The organism is Paenibacillus sp. WC2504 (assembly GCF_052682475.1).
Map to the genome: position 1 here is coordinate 1,229,999 of NZ_JBQZFH010000001.1, position 18,265 is coordinate 1,248,263.

Sequence of the window (18,265 nt, forward strand, 5' to 3'; positions counted from 1 at the left end):
CTTATCGTCACCTCGGTTCTCCCCAATTCTCTTCCGAATCTTTGGGGGTTGCGACACAATTGGATCGAAGTAAAGGGATGAACTCATGCTCCCACGTATACGTCCCTACATCCACGATATAGTTGCGATTAGCCCCAGCTTGATGCAAGTAGGCATGCGTAGTTTCGGGCGGTATGGTTGTATCCCAGGAGGTATGGGCATTATGTCCATTAAAGAGTACATGGGTCACATCGTACAAACGGATGACACACGGCATGGCGCCGAAGTCGCATTCAAAATGCTGGGACACCAGCCACCTGCGCCTGTCAGATATTTCCCAATATACATAGAGCGAATTTGTACCTACAACCATAAGATGGAGTAAGTCCTTGTAATATCTTCCAGGAACCTCATACTCCGAGAATGGTGAAGCTTTCAAGGCTATTCCTCTTTTCTGGGCAATCGCATTTCTGGCGACCATTTTCTTGTAAAAGCATTCGCTTTTCAACAGAAAAATATGCGTGGATTGCTAAAATCTAGATGTCTCGTAAAAAAGGAATTTCACACTTTTAAGGCGAATATATTGGATTAATCCGGGTGACAAAGATGATGCTATGATGCAAGTTTTCCTCACGGAAAACGCAAAGGGAGTGATATCGATGAGTTTTTGTTGTGGCGCTAGTATGATTGGAACAAAAGGTACATTGAAGCACATCCGTACACAAATTCATAATGTGCCGATTCTCTTCTGCCCGGTATGTCACCACATTGAGGTTCACTATCTGGTAGAGAACGAATACGAAATATTGGCGGAATACGCCCACGGTGATGGGGCTGCCGAGGTTGATTTTGTAGAATACGTAGATGGGAAAGACCATCTGCTGCATGACAATTGTGTGAATCATGAAGGCGAAGAGCCTATGGATATTGTGCGCAGCCAAATCGATATGGCGCTGGATCTGCTCATGGTGGCCAAATCCTTAGCGGATGCCGAATGGGAAGATCAGCTCATGAAACGATTGAAAATGCTGAGTGTACGCCGCGATAAGCTGAAAAACAAAAAAACCTCCAAGCCCATGTAGAGGTTCTAATGATAAAAGCCGCTATCTTTTCCTAACGGAAGAGAGAGCGGCTTTTTGTTTGGATGAGTCTAGACTTGGTCATGTATTTCCTGGAGCAATCGCCCGAACTCTTTTTGCAGACTTCTGCTTAAAGGGATTTTTATCGGCGTATGATTCAAGTGAATAAGAAATCTGCGGGATGTAGGAAACCCGCTTTCCTTCACATAGCTGACAACATGCCGCATATTGACAAGAAAGCCCTTGAAGGGGCTGAACATCAGTGGTGAGCTCTGAGATAAGATGTCCGATAAATTGGTGCTGGAATCCATATGTGCACCATTCTTGAGATGAATTCTTGATAATCGCTTGTCCTCTTTCTCGATGAAAAGAATCGATTCCTCTGAGATAGGCAACTGCGATTTTTGATTTTTTACAGTAATCCAATTTGTTTTCATTGGGGGCGGCGCTTGCTGCGCATGATTGCGTTCCAATTGAATTTCGGCGATGGCCTTTCGAATGGCAGCTTGAAACTTAGGCAGCATGACGGGCTTTGACAAGAAATAAACAGAACCCAGGTCATGAAAACTCGTGAGGATATGATCGATATTGGTCGTTCCGCTAACCATGATGACCTTCTGCTGATAACCGGCTCTGCGTAATGTCTGTACCATGGTAATGCCGTCCAGATTGCCTTCCAAGCCAATATCGACGAGCAGGATATCCGGAAGAAGCTGGTCATACATCCGAATGAATTGTTCGCCATCCGCGGCGATCGAGACGACATCCAATCCGCACTGCTGACAATAGCTTTCAAGTAATTTACCAACCCAATGATTATCTTCCACAATGGCAACGGTGTAATGAAGCCCCATACGATCATCGCACTCCATTTCTCTCGATCATCCATGCATTCTGTCAGCTCATGCTAAGAAACAGCCAACTTAGTCCACATTGAACGCAAAAGAGCTATTATCCTGTATAATTCTAGTTGTAGAGTTAAGTGACGTAATTTCTAAAGAGCAAGCTTAGAAATGAGGGGTTAGTCTTTGTTTACATGGGCGATATTTATCTTGACCTGTCTTGATTTTGTTCCCATGATTCTATTCTCATTGGTTCTATTCAGACAAAAAATAAAGCCGCACAGGTTGCCGATTGCTTTGGCATTCCTTGCTGGAACGTTGGTTACATACCTTGGCCAAAGGCCTATTTTATACATAAGTATCATCTGTGTGCTATTAATATCTGTTTGGAGATTTTATCCGATACCTGCCGTCATTCTCGCATTATCCGGATATATCCTGTCTGTGATTGTATCGACAGGCGTCTTTGCGATATGGGAACTGACTCCGCTCACGTCGTATGTGTCTATGAAAAATGATCCGGATGAGTTCGTTATCGTCCTGCTGTTGGCATTAGGCGCGAAATGCGGTATTCTTGCAGGTTTACATAAACTTCGCCTTGGTTTTACATTCTTGACGCATTACACGCGAATAATGCCAACCAAAGAAAATGCAGGCTTCTATCTTTTTATTATTGTCGTGATGGTTGGAATTATTTACCGACATTCCTATCCAAACAATGTGCTAAGCGCACTGATGCCGATTCAAATGCTTGGTATCGCAACAGCTCTATTCATCTATGTTATGCTAGGTAAGGAGCTTAGCTTTCAACGATAAGGGATGGGCATCGCCATCGGCCTGAGCAGTAGCGCCCGTATTGCGAGCCACATAATCCACAAGGGTTTGATGATATTTCATCTGCGCCATGGCAGCGATAGTAACATAAGGTCCATCTTCATAAGCATCAAAATAAAGTTTGCCTTCCGAGGGGGCATACTTTTTTATTTTGTTCAGATTGACGAACAGGTGCATATCCATTTTTGCAAATTGAAGATCCATTAATGCTTCTATGAAACTAGTAAAAGCCACGAGTGATTCTACGTTTTCTTCCACCATTCCATCTTGTGAGACGTACTTGATTGATTTCGTACCGAACTCCACATACCAGACATTATCTAAACGGATTTCGTTAGGCGTCTGCCAAGATGACGCTTCTTCCAGATATCCGGCTTTCATTAAAAGATCCGTGTAAGGATATTGATAAGCTTGCGAAAGCTTCCTTAAGGTGTCAGGGGATGGCTTGATGATGTCATTCGTGGTACGATTACGTCCAAGCTCTAAGTCTCGGATGTACGCATGAGACAGGCCGCTTTTGCTGGCAACTTTGCGCAAGGACATTTTGCCTCGCAGCGTCTCTAGAAACTTGCCAAATTGATTACCTTGTTCCAAATGAAACACCTCCTTACCTTAATTGTAAAGGATTCTAGTTTAAATTGAAATCGTCTACAAAGGTTTTATTTCCCAGTAGGTGCTCATTTGGACATCTATGTTATAATAAATTTGCTTTTTATTTCTTTTTTACATATGCTGTACCCCCCGAATTGATATACATAAGGACGAAATTACTATACTGTGAGGTGGAAAGGTGCTACTGGTACTATTCAAAAGGTTCCTTGGAAAAAAGGAATCCCAGGGTCAAAGTGAATCCTATGCCTCTTCCCTTGAGGTTACCATACATCAAATTCAATCCGGAGACCTAAGACTTAGGAATCAATTTATTTCAGACTATCAGCCCTATGTGGCTAAGGTGACAAGCAGGTTCTGTAAAAGGTATATAGATCCGGCTAGGGACGATGAATTCAGCATTGCTTTAGGGGCATTTAACGAAGCCATTAATCAATATTCTTCTGTGATGGGGAGATCTTTCCTCGGGTTTGCCGAAACTGTCATGCGGAGAAGGTTAATTGATTTCTTGCGGAAAGAACAACGTTTCAAAGGACAGATTCCTTATAGTTCATTCGATCAGGAAGATGATGAAGATAACCTACTCAATCCGATTGAGGTTCATCAAGCGATAGAAGCTTATGAAAAGCAAAAAGGACTTGAAGAACGGCGAAGTGAAATTATGGATTTCAGTCGCTGCTTAAGTGACTTTGATATCGATTTCTCTGAGTTGACGGAAGCCTCTCCTAAACATGACGATTCCAGACAGATGCTTTTCGGCATCGGTCGGACGCTGGCACAGGATGCGGAACTTATGCGGACTCTTCTAACGAAACGGCAGCTACCCATTAAAGAGCTGCTGGAGCAAGTACAGGTTTCTAGAAAAACCTTGGAGCGCAACCGTAAGTATTTGATAGCTATCGCTCTCATTTACAACGGACCATACCCTTACTTGCGGGATTATTTACAGATTCGAGAATGAGGACGGCATTAAGAAAGGAAGAACAGCGCATGAACAAGGGAATCGTAATGGAAATTAGCGACAGCTCCATTATTGTCATGAGTCCAGAGGGTCGATTTGAGAAGCTCCCTAAGGGAACACGAAATTGTGAAGTAGGAGAAGAAATCCTGTTCGCACCTGCGACAAGACGTTTCCGGGTACCGCAAATAGGGATTCTTTCTGGTTTGGCCGCCGCAATTATCGTGTGCTTTGTCTTGGTATCCACTTTAACGGGAAGTGTGCCAGGTGGCCAAGTGGTTGCTTACGTAACCATAGATATCAATCCAAGTATCGAAATTGGGATTGATAACGAAGAGGTTGTTCAAGATCTGCAGGGTTTAAACTCAGACGGCGATGAGTTAATCAGCACCTTGGAGTACAAGGGCAAGTCGTTAGAAGCTGTTACCTCAGACATCTTGGATAAAGCGGAGCAGGGTGCCCTTGCAAAAGGGGAAGGTGATATTATCATCTCATCTACAGTCGTAGAACAAAAAGCAGCGGTGAATGATGAGGCGATTGCCACCAAATTGAAGAATCAGGTGAGCAAACATATTGAACAATCGCATCCCGATCAAGTCAAAAACTATGAAGTGACTGCGTTCGCAGCACCGCAAGAAGTGAGACAAGAAGCTAAGGCCAGCGGTGTATCCGCAGGGAAATATGCCATCTATCTCAATGCGGTAGACAACGGGGCAAAAGTATCGCTGGATGACATCAAAAGCGTCTCCATTCATCAGCTGGCCAAAGAAAACGGCGGGATCGACAAGCTGGTGCCATCATCGAAGCCTATCGATAAGTCTTCCCTGCAAAGACTTGTCGCCGATGAAAAATCAGGGAAATTGAGTGAGCGAATTCAGCAAATTCAAAATGACCGAGATAAAGGCAAAAGCAATGCAAGCAATGATAAAAACGATAAGAGCGATAAGAGTGACAAGAACGACAAAAATGGCAATGGCAATAATAACAATACCAAGTTCGGTAAAAACGAAAATAATGGCAAGCCTAGTGTGAAGCCGACACCTACGCCTACGCCAAGAAACAATCGCAATGACAGCAAGAACGGCCAGGATGTTAAAAACGGTCGTGACGATAGAGATGACAATAATGACAATAATGACAAGAATGGCAAAAACGACAACGATAATAAAAACGGCAAAGATAACAACGGCAAGGATAATGACGATGAGGACAAAAATTCATCAAAACCAGGCCGTAAGGACAACAATGACGATGATCCGAAAAATGGATCATCGTCAAAGCCACAAGAGACCCCAAAGCCTAGTGTAAAGCCTACCGTCAAACCAACAAGCACGAGCAAGCCGACGGCAAAACCGACAGCGAAACCGACGGCAAAGCCGACATCGACTCCAAAGTCAGACAATGATAACAATTTTAATTGGAATTGGGGCAATCGGGATTGGGGACAGAAGAAAGACGGCAAGGATGATTGATGAGTTAATAACCCTGAGACACTTTGAGTGTCTCAGGGTTTTTTATTGGGGGGAGAGGTGGCAGGGGGGCCGTCTACCCCGATCATTTACTCGGATCGATTAACGCTGCGACGACGCAACCGGTGCACACTGACAAGCTACCCCAGCTAACTCTACCAAGAGAGTAGACTGACAAGCTGCCCCAGCTAACTCCACCAAGAGAGTAGACTGATAAACGGCCATAACCAACTCCGCCAACGGTCTACTTCGACCTGCTACCCCAACCTGCTTACGAAATCTACAGGGTCTCCCCATAGGGGAACTATGGTCCACTATTTGTAGTAAAACAGGCGATTGGCTAGATGCAAGGGGACTCTGATCCCTTATTTTTCTAGTTTACGGCGAATTGCTGCTTATTTTAAGAGAATAGCGCCCTGTAGTTCCCATATGCACTCCAATATACTGTTTTCTAATGATATAGCTTCCTATAGTTCCTCTAAGCATGCACGATCTCGTGGAAAGTAGGATAGAGTTGTATTACAATGGTTGCATGTGCAATTATTCATATCTTCGTTAACGGAATGGAAGGGTGATCTTGGCTTGAGATATTCGAGATTCGGTAAATCCGGTTATAACGTATCGTCACTGGGCTTTGGGGCAATGAATCTTCCCAATGTACCCCTGGAACAGGCTAGAGAGGCGTTGAACTATGCCTTGGATCACGGCATTAATTATATCGATACCGCAGCCGCCTATCGTAACAGCGAAGAGATCATCGGCGAATGCATTTCGCATCGCAGGGATGAGTACTTCTTGGCGACGAAGACAGGAGCACGCGATTACGAAACGGCGAAGGCGGAGATCGAGCGAAGCCTGGTGCGTATGAAAACGGACCATGTCGATTTACTGCAAATTCACTATGTGAACTACGTAACTGAATTTAAAAAGGCAATGGATATCGAAGGCGCTTACAAGGCAGCGCTGGAAGCTCAGCGAGAAGGCAAAGTCCGCTTCATCGGCATTTCCGGACATCGGCCGGATTTGCTGACGAAATGGATCGCAAAAGGGCAATTCGATCAAATTTTGTTTCATTTGAATTTAGCGCAGCCTTTTGCCTTAGAGGAGCTTATTCCCAAAGCAACAGAGATGGACTTGATGAAGGTTGCGATGAAGCCGCTATCAGGCGGATTCATTCAACCCGTTGACCGGGCCATCCGGTATCCGTACAGCCAGAACGTTCATGTAACCATTTCGGGGATGGTCAGTGTGAAGGAAGTGCAGGAAAACCTGGCTGCACAAGAACAAGAGGTTGGCACGGAAGAGCGTCAAGAGCTCGAACAATTGGCAATTGAACTCGGTCAGCACGATTGCAGACGGTGCAACTACTGCTCCTGCCCACTTGAAATCGCCATTCCGGATGTGATGATTTCGAGCAGATTCAGAGAAAAATTTGGTTTGCTGCCGAAGGGCGAGGGATTTTTCGAAAGACAAAAGGATAGAATAGTAGGCTGTGCTGACCATGATCCGTGCAAAGAGAAGCCGATTTGCGAAGAGAAATGCCCATATCACCTGCCTATGCAGTCCGTTATTCAGAAGGCAGCATCTTTTTATTAAGCTAACAGGGAGAATGACACTATGTTTGAAAAAAACACAGCAATTACGACGGGCGTGTTCACGTCATTCACGCATAACGAGCAAGGGGCAGACGCCATCGTCGTCTGCCTAAGTGAAGCCGAGCTGCGCGAGGACACCGTCCTCGGCGAGCCGCAGCTCGACCAAGCCCTTCAGCGCATGCGCGCGAAGGGCATCTTCACGGGCGCCTCAGGCGAGCTCGAGGCGCTGCCCACCTACGGGCTGCTGCCGTACGCGTACGTGCTCGTTGCGGGGCTCGGCCCCGCAACCTCACGCGATACGCTGCGAGCAGCCGCCGTGCATGCAGCGCGCGAGGCACTCGCGCTGAAGCTCGAAAGCTTGGCGCTGAAGCTGCCAAGCGGCTTCGACAGCCGGTCCGCCGTCACGGCGCTGACCGAAGGGCTGCTTCTCGGTACATACCGCATCGCGGTGTACCGCAAAGACGAGCCGGCGCGCGCAGAGCTGCGCCGGGCGGTACTGCTCACAGAAGCGGCTGCGGATGCAGCGCTTCTGGCATCGGCGATCGCAGCCGCTGAGGCGGTTGCGGAGGGCACGAACTATGCCCGGGATCTCACGAACCTCCCGGCCAACAAGCTGCTTCCGGCTACCCTCGCAGAGGAAGCCATGAAGCTTGCCCAGCACTACGGCTTCGGCTGCGAAGTGCTGGACGAGCACGAGATCGCCGCCCGCGGAATGGGCGGCCTGATCGCGGTTGGCGCAGGCAGTGCCAACCCGCCACGGATGATCACCCTGCAGTACAAGGGTGATCCGGACTCAGCCAACGTGCTGGGCCTCGTCGGCAAAGGCGTGACCTTCGATACCGGCGGCATCTCGATGAAAAGCCCCGACGGCATGGAAGAGATGATCAGCGATATGGGAGGAGCCGCCACGCTGCTTGGAGCTCTTCACATCGTCGGGCAGTTGAAACCGAAGATCAACTTGGTCGTCGTCATCCCGTCGGCGGAAAATATGACGTCCGGCTCGGCGTATCGTCCAGGCGATATTGTGAAGATGCTTAGCGGACACTCCGTGGAAGTGCTGAATACGGACGCAGAGGGCCGTATTATCTTGGCGGAGGGAATAACCTACGCGAAGAAGCTCGGAGCAAATCGTCTGATCGATGTCGCTACTTTGACAGGAGCTATCTTAATTTCCTTCGCCGATGTCGCGACGGGAGCTGTGACGAACGATGATGAGTTCCTGAAGCCACTGCTTCAAGCGGCTGGCGAAGCGGGAGAGAAGCTCTGGCAGCTGCCTAACTATCCGGAGTATCGCGAAATGCTGAAAAGCGATGTGGCGGATATTAAAAACCAAGCCTCCTCAGATCGCTGGGCGGGAGCTATTACCGGAGGGCTTTTCATCGGGTACTTCGCCGAAGAAACGCCTTGGATTCATCTCGATACAGGCGGCACCGCGTGGTTATGGTCAGCCAAAGGCATCGAGCCCAAGGGAGCAACAGGCGTTATGGTGCGGACATTAGCTGCTTATTTATGCGGCGATCAATTAAGATAAATGCTTTTCTAATAAAAATGAGGCTGTCCCAAGTCATCCAATGACCGTAGGACAGCCTCGTTTGTCGTTTAAGCACCGACACTTCTACCGGCTGCAGCAGGCTGCGAAACCGTTTTTTGCAGTAGCTCATTCACATCAGACAATTGAATGACGATTCTGTTGATTTCATTCGTCGTATAAGAGAGTTGGCTCATACGCTGCTGAAGCTGGGGCAAGGAGATGCCGATCCAGTTTTTCTTTTTGCGATGCAGGGACAGGTCATATTTGAGCACCGTCATTGTGGCGGCGAATGGATCTGGTTTGATATAGACATCTTTCATGACATCATCCAGATTGAAATAGAGCTGCCTACGGTCCCATTTAACAAAACCTTGCTCGAACAAGATCACTAGGAAATCGGAACCTGACTTGTCTTTGTTCTCCATCGTAATAAGTCGGACAGCGCCTTTGGCCTGATTTGGCTTGATGTACTGGCCTGAACGAATATCAGGAAGGAAAGGAACAATGAGAAGCGGGCCTACACTGGCGATATACAAATAAGTTGTTGACTGAAACACAAGAGAGAGTACAATAAAGGTCAAAAAGAGTATTGAGCTTGTGATAAGACCAAAATGGTTTGGTTTCATAGTATGTCGATGATCCCGCCTGACATGATAGATTAGGTAGTCTGTCCCATTTTACCATAAGCGCCCTATATCTTGTAAACTATTAGATCTTTCAATAGGTTTTACCCTTACAAAATGGAGGCGAGCACGCTTATGAAAATGCTGGACAGCTTGTGGAATCCCCGGAAAAAACGCTCCTACTACCGAAAAAGTCTTCTCATTGCTACGCTGGAGGGATTCCCGGCTGTTGTGATTTTTCAGCTTTTGGGCGGTCCTTTCTTGACCGGGTATTTATTGTACCTTGGTGCGACATCAACGGAGATCGGGTTTATATTAGCCATCACGACAGTGGTGAATATCATCCAAATCGGTATGGCTGTAGCGATGCAGAAATTCAGGAACCGCAAGCGGATGCTTCTCATTTTCGGCTCCTCTCACAGGTTGTTATGGGCTTCCGTAGGTTTGATCCCGTTTCTGTTCCCGCAAGATTGGTGGGTCGTGATGTACATCATTCTGTACACGGTGGCTCATTTAGGCAATGCCGCAGGCGGTGTCGTATGGACCTCGTTGATCAGCGATGCGGTTCCGGGCCCGGTTCGCGGGCGGTATTTTGGAATTCGCAATACGATTCTAGGCGGAGTAAGTTCCCTTGCTCTTTTTATAGGCGGTCAGATTCTGGATAAATATCCTGGCGGACAGGGTTTTACCTATTTATTTATGATTGTCGGCGTTTGCGCGCTCCTCAATATATTGGCTTATTGCTTATATCCGAATCCGCCTTTCGAGCCATCCAAGGAATCGAATCCGATAGGAATGATTGGGAAGCCATTGAAGGACCGCGCTTTTATAAAAGCGATTATTTTCTTAGCTGTGTTTTTATTTGTGCAAAGTTTGACCGTACCGCTATTTTCCTATGTCATGCTAAAGCTCATGGCCATTAATTATGAAACAGTTTCCTACATCACCGTCGTCCATACGTTGGTCATGATGGCGAGTTACTATGTTTGGGGTAACCTAAACGCACGTTATTCAGCGCAGACCTTGCTGTTATGGTCTTTACCGATCATTGCCCTCGCTTGTCTTTTGTGGGGGGCGATTGCCCTCATTCCGGCGATTGTCGTGCTTTATGCGGTTCATATCGTGCTTGGTATAGGACTCGGCGGGTTTAACCAGATGGTCTTTACATTTACAATTGGTGATACACCGAAAAGTGAACGGCCTATGTACATTGCAACGTATTCGGCGATTACGGGTTTTGCGGCCTTTTTAGGACCGATCGTTGGGGGAAAAGTATATGAGCTCATTGCGGAGGCCCCGATGTGGATGCAGATTTATGGCGTTTCGACACTTGTGGGTGCTGTGCTGATGATACTTGGATTCGTGGTAGGACGCCTGGTACTCGGGAAACAAATAAGGAGCTGACTTTTTAAAATGACAAGAAAAAGAATCGGAATCATCGGGCTTGGGGATATCGCACAAAAAGTATATCTGCCGCTGCTTTCCGTTAATGAACAAGTGGACATCGCTGGCATTATGAGCTCCACACCGGCAACCGTTGAACGAATGAAGACCAAGTATCGTATCCCTTTCGGGACAACGAAGCTGGAGGAGTTGCTCGCGCTTGATTTGGACGCTGTTTTCGTGCACAGTCCGACCCCAACCCATTATGAAATTGCTATGAAAAGCATGGAGCAGGGTGTTGCGGTTTATGTAGATAAGCCATTGTCCTACGATTGGGAGCAGTCGGTAGAGATGGCTTCTTATGCGGAACGAAAAGGGGTGCTCCTTGTAGCGGGCTTTAACCGCAGGTTTGCTCCGCTTTATCTCGAAGCGCGTGATTGGCTGAAGGAAGCAGGCGGTTTTGATTGGTGTTCAGCGGTTAAACACCGGATTAAACAGCAGGGTCATGGCGCGAAAGAGACGCTGTATGATGATTTGATCCATATGTTGGATCTTTTGCTCTGGCTGGGGGAAAGCCCCTATGAAGTGGCTTCGCATCATCAACAAGTGGATGAAGTTGGAAGGCTGCTTCACGCTTCAGGTACACTGTCTTTCGGCTCCTCGCAGGGTACCTATAGCATGGTAAGGCTGGCGGGCGTGGATCTGGAAAAAGTCGAGCTGCATGGCAGCGGCCGTTCGGTCGAGGTGACGAATCTGGAGTCAGCAGTCTTCTATGAAAAAGGCGCCGCGCCGCGCGTACGTTCCTTCGGAAGCTGGGACACCGTGCTGGAGAGAAGGGGATTTGCCAGCGTCGTTCAGCATTTCCTGGACAGCTTGGCTGACCCGAATGCCTGCACGATCCGCGGCGACCTTGTGCTCGCGTCTCATCAGCTGGTTGAGCGGCTGTCTGTTTAGAAATGTTACTAGGGACTGTCTTTGAGTAGAATGTAGGGTTCTACTTGAGGGAGTCCCTTTTTGGTTTAGCTGAGCTAGTTGGGTAGCTTCGTATCAAAGGTGTGTTTTGCTGTGCGGGAGAGGGGAGCGGAACTACAGGGCGCTATTTGAGCGGAATGAGCTGATTTTGGGTCACTGGGGAACTACAGGGTCTTAATTGATGGGAAAAGCTGTTATTCGCTCTGAAAATGGCGGAATAGAGGATCACAGTTCCCTTAGAAGGCTGAGCTAGCGGATTATTGCAAAATAGGGGATTGTAGTTCCCTATTATGAGGATTCGTCTGGGATAGCGGCTAATTTTACTCAGTAGGCACTTTTTGAGGCACTTTGGTCCGATGGAAGATTGATACGTAGATCTGGTTATAAAGTTTAGTTGGAGTAAATCCAACGAGCAGGTCGTCTTGGCGGATTATTCGTGTAGTTCATTGGATTATTTCCAACGAGATGGTTGGAAATGACCTGATTATGGCTCATTTCAGAGGCTTTATTGGAAATCATCCAATGGGAAGCCGATTTACGAGCCTAAAATGACCTTCTCATTGGAATTCTTCCAATGTAACTTGAATTTGAATCGTATGGCCAGCCACTTAGGCAAATGCGCGTGCGAAACGAATCTTGAAGAGTAACCTCAGACCGGAACATGCTATGATAAAACTACACGTAACCTTTTCTTAGGAGGACTAGCCCCGAATGTCAAAAGCGGATCAAATGCTAGCCATTCTATGGCTCATCAAATCACATAAACAAATAACGGCAAAGCAATTAGCCGAAAAGCTGGAGATTCACATCCGCACGGTGTACCGGTACATCGATGCGCTATGCGCGAGCGGTGTTCCGATCATATCGGATTCCGGGCATCATGGCGGTTACCGCTTGCTCGGGCAGTTCAACGAGGCGCCGCTCGTCTTCGATCTGGATGAGCAGAAGGCGCTCATCCACGCTGCCTCGTTTGCCTTGGAGGCAGGGTATCCCTATGGAGAGAAGCTTAATCAAGCTGTTGCCAAGCTTAAGCTATACACCAATCGGGAGCAGCTGGAGCAAATCCATCTTCATGAGCAGGGGTTGGACGTTATATCGCCGCAGGCGGATGCCGCTAAATCTTCCTTGCTGCAAGAAGTGGAGATGGCCGTCGCCAAACGAGTCACGCTTCGCATGCACTATCAAAAAGGCTACGGTGCGGCAGCAGAAACCCGCGATCTGAATCCGTATGGACTCGTTTGCTGGAAAAACAAATGGTATGTCGTTGGACACTGTCATCTGCGGAACGAAATCCGCAGCTTTCGAGTGGATCGCATCCGGGAGTTGTCCAAGATGGATACGACATTTGAGAGGCCGATCGATTTCTCGGCTCGCCAATTTATTCTCACAAGCGTCCTGCCTGAAGCAGATAAATCGGAAGAACGGATCTCCGTTAAAATCACCGGGAGTGAGCAAGCGCTGGACGACCTGTGCGGGCATTGGTTCCTGGCCCATGCCCTAGTAGAGCGCTCGCAATATGAAGCCCATTTTCAAGTCCAGGAGAAAGCCATCCACACTCATCTTCCATATCAACTCCTCAGTTATGGAGGCACAATTCAAGTTAAGGAACCTCAAATGCTTATCAAGATGCTGCGGGACATTACGCTGAATTTACATCATTATTATTCGTCGCTGCCAATTGACTGACCGTTTTTGTCAGTGAAGCCGAGGTACAATGAGCTCATAGTTAACACAGAGTTCCATTCTGAGGAGGATGATGAAGCATGAGAGAACAAACGATCAAAACCTATGATTATCACGTCTGGGCCAATAAAAAAGTATTTGAACGACTGGAGGAATTGCCGGAGGAAGTCCTGCATCAGGAGCTTGGCAATGTGTTTCCGACGATTTACAAAGGGCTGGTGCACATTTACCAGGTGGATACGGTTTGGTTGTCAGGCATGATGGGGAACAGCTATGAGCAGATTGTAGAGCTGATAGGCACGATTGAAGCTAAGACAGCGGGTAAAAGCCTGAAGGAGCTGCAAGCAGTATATTGGGAAAAAGCCGAGGATTATCGCGTTTTCCTGAACCGTGTAGACGATCTGCAAGCGAAAAAGCAGTTTCCGCATCCAACCTTTGGCGTGCTGAATGCCAACATTCAAGAATTGATTCAGCATATCGTGAACCATGGCACCTACCACCGAGGCAATATTTCCTCGATGCTCCGTCAGCTGGGACATGCGGGGGCTTCAAGCGACTTCGTCTTCTATTTATACGAGGTCAATAAGTAAGAAAAAGGGCTGCCCTAAAAGTCTATGGATCATAAGACTTCTAGGGCAGCCACATCTTTTATCCGCAGCTGCAATTCAGGACAGGCTTGCGGGCGGCAAGCGCTTCGTCCATACGGCTGACCACGGTGGTGTATGGCGCATTTTTAACGATATCGGGATTTTCTTCGGCCTCTTTGGCAATGGCGATCATCGTGTCGATGAATTCGTCCAGCGTCTGCTTGCTTTCCGTCTCGGTCGGCTCGATCATGATGCATTCTTCGACGCTAAGCGGGAAGTAGATCGTCGGTGGATGATAGCCGAAGTCAAGCAATCGTTTGGCGATATCGAGCGTGCGCACGCCAAGCTTCTTCTGACGGTTGCCCGACAGCACGAATTCGTGCTTGCAGAAGCGCGGATGCGGTACGTCGAAGTAAGGCGTAAGCCTAGCCAGCATATAGTTGGCGTTGAGTACGGCAAACTCGGATACTTTGCGCAGGCCTTCCGGACCGAGCGTCCGGATATAGGTGTAGGCGCGGACAAGGATGCCGAAGTTGCCGTAGTAGCCTTTCACGCGGCCAATTGACTGCGGATAGTTGTAGTCGAAATAAAAGCTGCCGTCTTCCTTTTGTGCCACAAGCGGCGTAGGCAAGAATGGGATGAGCTTTTCTTTGACGCCGACTGGGCCGGCGCCGGGACCGCCGCCGCCGTGCGGGGTGCTCATTGTTTTGTGCAGATTGAGATGGACGACGTCGAAGCCCATGTCGCCGGGGCGGGTAATGCCCATAATGGCATTCGCATTAGCGCCGTCGTAATAGAGCAATCCGCCTGCAGCATGAACGATCTCGGCGATCTCTACGATCTGCTCCTCGAATAGGCCGAGTGTGTTTGGATTGGTGAGCATCAAGGCGGCCGTGTCCGGTCCAACGGCTTTGCGAAGCTCATCGAGATTCACGAGACCGCGTTCGTTGGACTTGATCGTGATGGTCTCAAAGCCTGCGACTGTAGCGCTGGCAGGATTCGTGCCGTGCGCGGAGTCAGGGCAAATGACCTTGGTCCGCTTCTCGCCGCGGCTTTCATGGTAAGAGCGAATCATCATGAGTCCGGTCCACTCGCCATGTGCGCCTGCTGCGGGCTGAAGGGTGACGCGATCCATGCCGGTGATGGCTTCAAGGTCTTTTTGGAGGTTGTAGAGCAGCTCCAAGGCGCCTTGCAGCGATTCTTCCGGCTGGTACGGATGTATTTTGGCGAAGCCTGGAAAGCGGGCGACGTCTTCATTGATTTTGGGGTTGTACTTCATGGTACACGAGCCAAGGGGGTAAAAGCCGTTGTCCACGCCGAAATTACGGCGGGAGAGGGCCGTATAGTGGCGGATGACATCCACTTCATATACTTCCGGCAGCTCCGCGGCGCTTTTGCGTTGGAACTTGGAAGGCAGGACGTCGTTCAAGTCCAGCTCCGGCACATCGGATTCCGGCAGGGAATAAGCGACACGGCCCGGATGGCTCATTTCGAAAATGAGGGCTTTGCCGTCATTTTTTACGGTAATGTTGTTCTCATTCGTACTTGTTGTCATACGAGTTCCTCCAGTGCATCAGCGAAGGCATCGATCTCTTCGCGCGTTCTTTGCTCTGTGACGGCAATTAGCATATGGCCGGCGAGCTCGGGATAATCGCGGCCAAGGTCGTAGCCGCCGATGATGTTACGCTGCAGGAGCTTGGTGCTGAGCTCCTGCACATTCGCGCCGTCCGGAAGCTTGACGGCGAATTCATTGAAGAAGCTGCCGGCAAATGGCAGCGAGAGCTTACCGGACACGGTGAGGCGTTTCGCCGCGTAGTGAGCTTTTTGGACGTTGAGCTTGCCAACGTCCTGGATGCCCTGCTTGCCCATCGTGGACAAGTACACGGATGCGCAGAGCGCGAGAAGCGCTTGGTTGGAGCAAATGTTCGATGTGGCTTTCTCACGGCGAATGTGCTGCTCCCGCGCTTGGAGCGTCAAGACGAAGCCGCGCTTGCCGGCGCGGTCGACGGTTTGGCCCACGATGCGCCCCGGCATGCGGCGCATCCAGCTTTCGGCGACGGCGAAGTAGCCGCACGTCGGCCCGCCCAGCGCAGCTGGGATGCCGAGCGGCTGGCAGTCGCCGACAACGATGTCAGCGCCGAGCTTGCCCGGCGCTTCGAGCAGCCCTAGTGTGAGCGGATTCGCGCTCACGACAAGCAGGGCGCCCGCGCCGTGCGCGATCGGCTCCGCCGCGCCGATATCCTCCATGCAGCCGAAGAAATTCGGCGATTGGAGGATGACGGCGGCGGCGCCTTCGGCCTTGGAAGCGAGGTCATCCAGGTCCGTCACGCCCTCCGGCGTGAGGCCGATCTCGACCACTTCTAAGTTCAGCCCGCGGGCGGTCGTGCGCAAGATGGCGCGCGCCTCCGGGTGCACCGCGCGCGAGACGAGAAGACGGCTGCGCTTCGTCGCTCCGCTGGCCAGGGCGCCGGCTTCGGCCAGCGCCGTGGCGCCGTCGTACATCGAGGCGTTCGCTACGGCCATGCCGGTAAGCTCGCAAATGTACGACTGAAATTCAAAAATCGCCTGCAGCTCCCCTTGGGAGATCTCCGGCTGATAGGGCGTATACGCGGTGTAGAACTCCGAACGCGAGATGACATGATTGATCACCACGGGAAGGTGATGATCGTAGATGCCAGCGCCGAGGAAGCTGGGGTAGCGGTCGAAGTCGGCGTTGCGGCTGGATAGGCCGCGCATGTAGCGCAGCAGTCCTTGCTCATCCAGCGCCTTCGATACGTTCAGTTCGCCTTGAAAGCGAACCTTTTGCGGAATATCTTGAAACATCTCTTCCATCGAGGAGATGCCGATTGTCGCCAGCATATCTTTCTGATCTTGCTCGGTAATAGGCAAATAACGATGCTTCATGGTGGGGGCTTGCTCCTCTCCGGGTTACGGCTTTCTTTTATAAAAAGGGGTGGCCACGACTTTCGCTTTGACCTGTGCCCCGCGAATTTCCACATTCACTTCCGTGCCTAGCGCACTGTAGGCGGAATCAATTAAAGCGAGGCCCACATTCGTTTTGAACGTAGGGGACTGTGTGCCCGTTGTGACTTCCCCTATAGGCGCACCCTCCGTCGAGAAAACCTTGTAATGCGGCCGCGGAATGCCACGCTCAATCATTTCAATGCCAACGAGCTTGCGCGGCGTGCCGTTCGCTTTATGCCCAGCAATCACATCACGGCCTATGAAATCTCCTTTATCCAATTTCACGAAATAGTTCAGACCAGCTTCCAACGGCGAAATATCCTGGGTGAGTTCCTGCCCGTAAAGGGGAAGCCGCGCTTCAAAACGCAGCGTATCGCGAGCGCCCAAACCAGCCGGTACGAGCCCTTGTTCTTGACCTGCCTCCAGGAGCAGCTTCCATAGTTGAACGGCATCGTGCCCATCGATGTACAACTCGAAGCCGTCTTCTCCGGTATAACCTGTACGGGATAGTAAGGCGTTAATACCGGCTACCTTCACGTCGGTTAGGAAACGAAATGTTTTCAAAGTCTGAATAGGCGCGTCTGTCAATTTGGCTAAAATCCGTTCGGCGTGAGGACCCTGCAATGCGAGCATAGCGGTTTCATCGGATATGTTGGAGATTTCAGTGCGGCCAATAAGATTCTGCTGCATCCATGCCACATCCTTGTCGATGTTGGATGCGTTAATGACCAGCATGTAGTTGTTGTCGCTTAGTTTATAAACGAGCAGATCGTCAACGACACCGCCGTCCGGGTAGCACATGAGGCTGTATTGGCATTGCCCGTTTTCGAGCTTTGCCACATCGTTCGTGGTGATCTTTTGCAGGAAAGGAAGGGCGTCTTCCCCGGTAACCCGGATTTCTCCCATATGTGACACATCAAAAAGCCCGGCTTGCTGTCTGACGGCATCGTGCTCTTTTTGAATACCCGTGAACTGCACCGGCAGCTCCCAGCCTCCAAAGTCAATAACTCGCGCTCCATACTCCGCATATACAGGAAAGAGCGGTGTTCGTTTCAGCATGCGTTTACCTCACCTTCGATTTTGTACATCCCATATCTTGCCCAAAATACAAAAAAGAGCAAAAGATATGCAACACAAACATACCTTTTGCCCTGTCC

Annotated in this window: 18 protein-coding genes; 10 read left to right on the plus strand and 8 right to left on the minus strand. The window is 49.5% G+C overall.

Features of this window, described 5'->3' with window-relative positions:
• Nucleotides 1–7: 7 nt before the first annotated feature.
• Nucleotides 8–460 carry a DUF4912 domain-containing protein gene (locus ACUN27_RS05585; protein WP_445558536.1) on the minus strand — a complete coding sequence of 151 codons (453 nt, stop codon included), beginning with the start codon at nucleotides 458–460 and terminating at the stop codon, nucleotides 8–10.
• Between the two features lie 178 nt (nucleotides 461–638).
• Between ACUN27_RS05585 and ACUN27_RS05590 the strand changes: the two genes are divergently transcribed.
• A complete protein-coding gene (locus ACUN27_RS05590; RefSeq protein WP_315953952.1) occupies nucleotides 639–1,061 on the plus strand; it encodes a hypothetical protein in 423 nt (140 codons plus the stop codon).
• Between the two features lie 68 nt (nucleotides 1,062–1,129).
• On the opposite strand, the gene ACUN27_RS05595 is transcribed toward ACUN27_RS05590, so the two are convergent.
• A complete protein-coding gene (locus ACUN27_RS05595) occupies nucleotides 1,130–1,930 on the minus strand; it encodes a LytR/AlgR family response regulator transcription factor (protein WP_445558537.1) in 801 nt (266 codons plus the stop codon).
• Between the two features lie 339 nt (nucleotides 1,931–2,269).
• On the opposite strand from ACUN27_RS05595, the gene ACUN27_RS05600 reads away from it, so the two are divergent.
• On the plus strand, nucleotides 2,270–2,716 hold the full coding sequence (locus tag ACUN27_RS05600) for a hypothetical protein (protein ID WP_445558538.1): 447 nt from the start codon (nucleotides 2,270–2,272) through the stop codon (nucleotides 2,714–2,716).
• On the opposite strand, the gene ACUN27_RS05605 is transcribed toward ACUN27_RS05600, so the two are convergent.
• Nucleotides 2,687–3,328, minus strand: coding sequence for a helix-turn-helix domain-containing protein (locus ACUN27_RS05605; protein ID WP_315953955.1), 642 nt, complete (start codon nucleotides 3,326–3,328; stop codon nucleotides 2,687–2,689). The genes ACUN27_RS05600 and ACUN27_RS05605 overlap by 30 nt on opposite strands.
• Nucleotides 3,329–3,524: 196 nt before the next feature.
• Between ACUN27_RS05605 and sigI the strand changes: the two genes are divergently transcribed.
• From sigI to ACUN27_RS05625, 4 genes are all read left to right on the plus strand, one after another.
• Nucleotides 3,525–4,304, plus strand: a complete 780-nt coding sequence (gene sigI, locus ACUN27_RS05610) for an RNA polymerase sigma factor SigI (protein WP_315953956.1) — start codon at nucleotides 3,525–3,527, stop codon at nucleotides 4,302–4,304.
• Between the two features lie 29 nt (nucleotides 4,305–4,333).
• Complete coding sequence (locus tag ACUN27_RS05615) at nucleotides 4,334–5,773, plus strand: anti-sigma-I factor RsgI family protein (RefSeq protein ID WP_315953957.1); 1,440 nt, start codon at nucleotides 4,334–4,336, stop codon at nucleotides 5,771–5,773.
• 579 nt (nucleotides 5,774–6,352) lie between these two features.
• Nucleotides 6,353–7,366 (plus strand): aldo/keto reductase, encoded by a 1,014-nt coding sequence (locus ACUN27_RS05620; RefSeq protein ID WP_326063890.1) that lies wholly within the window; start codon nucleotides 6,353–6,355, stop codon nucleotides 7,364–7,366.
• Between the two features lie 21 nt (nucleotides 7,367–7,387).
• Nucleotides 7,388–8,896, plus strand: a complete 1,509-nt coding sequence (locus tag ACUN27_RS05625) for a leucyl aminopeptidase (RefSeq protein ID WP_326063891.1) — start codon at nucleotides 7,388–7,390, stop codon at nucleotides 8,894–8,896.
• A 68-nt stretch (nucleotides 8,897–8,964) separates the two neighbouring features.
• Here the strand turns inward: ACUN27_RS05625 and ACUN27_RS05630 are convergent, their stop codons facing one another.
• Entirely contained in the window at nucleotides 8,965–9,522 is a 558-nt protein-coding gene (locus tag ACUN27_RS05630) for a hypothetical protein (protein ID WP_326063892.1), read from the minus strand.
• 132 nt (nucleotides 9,523–9,654) lie between these two features.
• On the opposite strand from ACUN27_RS05630, the gene ACUN27_RS05635 reads away from it, so the two are divergent.
• Nucleotides 9,655–10,923 (plus strand): MFS transporter, encoded by a 1,269-nt coding sequence (locus ACUN27_RS05635; protein ID WP_326063893.1) that lies wholly within the window; start codon nucleotides 9,655–9,657, stop codon nucleotides 10,921–10,923.
• 9 nt (nucleotides 10,924–10,932) lie between these two features.
• Complete coding sequence (locus ACUN27_RS05640) at nucleotides 10,933–11,856, plus strand: Gfo/Idh/MocA family protein (RefSeq protein WP_445558539.1); 924 nt, start codon at nucleotides 10,933–10,935, stop codon at nucleotides 11,854–11,856.
• Nucleotides 11,857–12,264: 408 nt separating this feature from the next.
• Here the strand turns inward: ACUN27_RS05640 and ACUN27_RS05645 are convergent, their stop codons facing one another.
• Nucleotides 12,265–12,393, minus strand: coding sequence for a hypothetical protein (locus ACUN27_RS05645; RefSeq protein WP_445558540.1), 129 nt, complete (start codon nucleotides 12,391–12,393; stop codon nucleotides 12,265–12,267).
• A gap of 192 nt (nucleotides 12,394–12,585) precedes the next feature.
• Here ACUN27_RS05645 and ACUN27_RS05650 point away from each other — a divergent pair, with 192 nt between their 5' ends.
• Nucleotides 12,586–13,560, plus strand: a complete 975-nt coding sequence (locus tag ACUN27_RS05650; protein WP_326062620.1) for a helix-turn-helix transcriptional regulator — start codon at nucleotides 12,586–12,588, stop codon at nucleotides 13,558–13,560.
• Between the two features lie 77 nt (nucleotides 13,561–13,637).
• Complete coding sequence (locus ACUN27_RS05655) at nucleotides 13,638–14,147, plus strand: DinB family protein (RefSeq protein ID WP_315953965.1); 510 nt, start codon at nucleotides 13,638–13,640, stop codon at nucleotides 14,145–14,147.
• A 58-nt stretch (nucleotides 14,148–14,205) separates the two neighbouring features.
• On the opposite strand, the gene gcvPB is transcribed toward ACUN27_RS05655, so the two are convergent.
• Genes gcvPB through gcvT form a run of 3 tightly spaced genes read right to left on the minus strand, consistent with a single transcriptional unit; the run spans nucleotide 14,206 to nucleotide 18,167 of the window.
• Nucleotides 14,206–15,699, minus strand: coding sequence for an aminomethyl-transferring glycine dehydrogenase subunit GcvPB (gcvPB, locus tag ACUN27_RS05660; RefSeq protein WP_326062604.1), 1,494 nt, complete (start codon nucleotides 15,697–15,699; stop codon nucleotides 14,206–14,208).
• The gene (gene gcvPA / locus ACUN27_RS05665; protein ID WP_445558541.1) at nucleotides 15,696–17,048 is read right to left on the minus strand and encodes an aminomethyl-transferring glycine dehydrogenase subunit GcvPA; all 1,353 of its coding nucleotides are present in this window, start codon (nucleotides 17,046–17,048) and stop codon (nucleotides 15,696–15,698) included. Before gcvPA ends, gcvPB begins: the two co-directional genes overlap by 4 nt.
• Before the next feature lie 24 nt (nucleotides 17,049–17,072).
• Nucleotides 17,073–18,167 (minus strand): glycine cleavage system aminomethyltransferase GcvT, encoded by a 1,095-nt coding sequence (gene gcvT, locus ACUN27_RS05670; RefSeq protein ID WP_445558542.1) that lies wholly within the window; start codon nucleotides 18,165–18,167, stop codon nucleotides 17,073–17,075.
• Nucleotides 18,168–18,265: the final 98 nt, after the last annotated feature.

Coding starts and splice junctions, on each gene's coding strand:
- ACUN27_RS05630 (WP_326063892.1), bottom strand. CDS start 9,522: ATGAAACCAAACCATTTTGGTCTTATCACAAGCTCAATACTCTTTTTG.
- gcvT (WP_445558542.1), bottom strand. CDS start 18,167: ATGCTGAAACGAACACCGCTCTTTCCTGTATATGCGGAGTATGGAGCG.
- ACUN27_RS05650 (WP_326062620.1), top strand. CDS start 12,586: ATGTCAAAAGCGGATCAAATGCTAGCCATTCTATGGCTCATCAAATCA.
- ACUN27_RS05640 (WP_445558539.1), top strand. CDS start 10,933: ATGACAAGAAAAAGAATCGGAATCATCGGGCTTGGGGATATCGCACAA.
- gcvPA (WP_445558541.1), bottom strand. CDS start 17,048: ATGAAGCATCGTTATTTGCCTATTACCGAGCAAGATCAGAAAGATATG.
- ACUN27_RS05625 (WP_326063891.1), top strand. CDS start 7,388: ATGTTTGAAAAAAACACAGCAATTACGACGGGCGTGTTCACGTCATTC.
- ACUN27_RS05655 (WP_315953965.1), top strand. CDS start 13,638: ATGAGAGAACAAACGATCAAAACCTATGATTATCACGTCTGGGCCAAT.
- ACUN27_RS05595 (WP_445558537.1), bottom strand. CDS start 1,930: ATGGAGTGCGATGATCGTATGGGGCTTCATTACACCGTTGCCATTGTG.
- gcvPB (WP_326062604.1), bottom strand. CDS start 15,699: ATGACAACAAGTACGAATGAGAACAACATTACCGTAAAAAATGACGGC.
- ACUN27_RS05635 (WP_326063893.1), top strand. CDS start 9,655: ATGAAAATGCTGGACAGCTTGTGGAATCCCCGGAAAAAACGCTCCTAC.
- ACUN27_RS05645 (WP_445558540.1), bottom strand. CDS start 12,393: ATGATTTCCAATAAAGCCTCTGAAATGAGCCATAATCAGGTCATTTCC.
- ACUN27_RS05585 (WP_445558536.1), bottom strand. CDS start 460: ATGGTCGCCAGAAATGCGATTGCCCAGAAAAGAGGAATAGCCTTGAAA.
- ACUN27_RS05615 (WP_315953957.1), top strand. CDS start 4,334: ATGAACAAGGGAATCGTAATGGAAATTAGCGACAGCTCCATTATTGTC.
- ACUN27_RS05590 (WP_315953952.1), top strand. CDS start 639: ATGAGTTTTTGTTGTGGCGCTAGTATGATTGGAACAAAAGGTACATTG.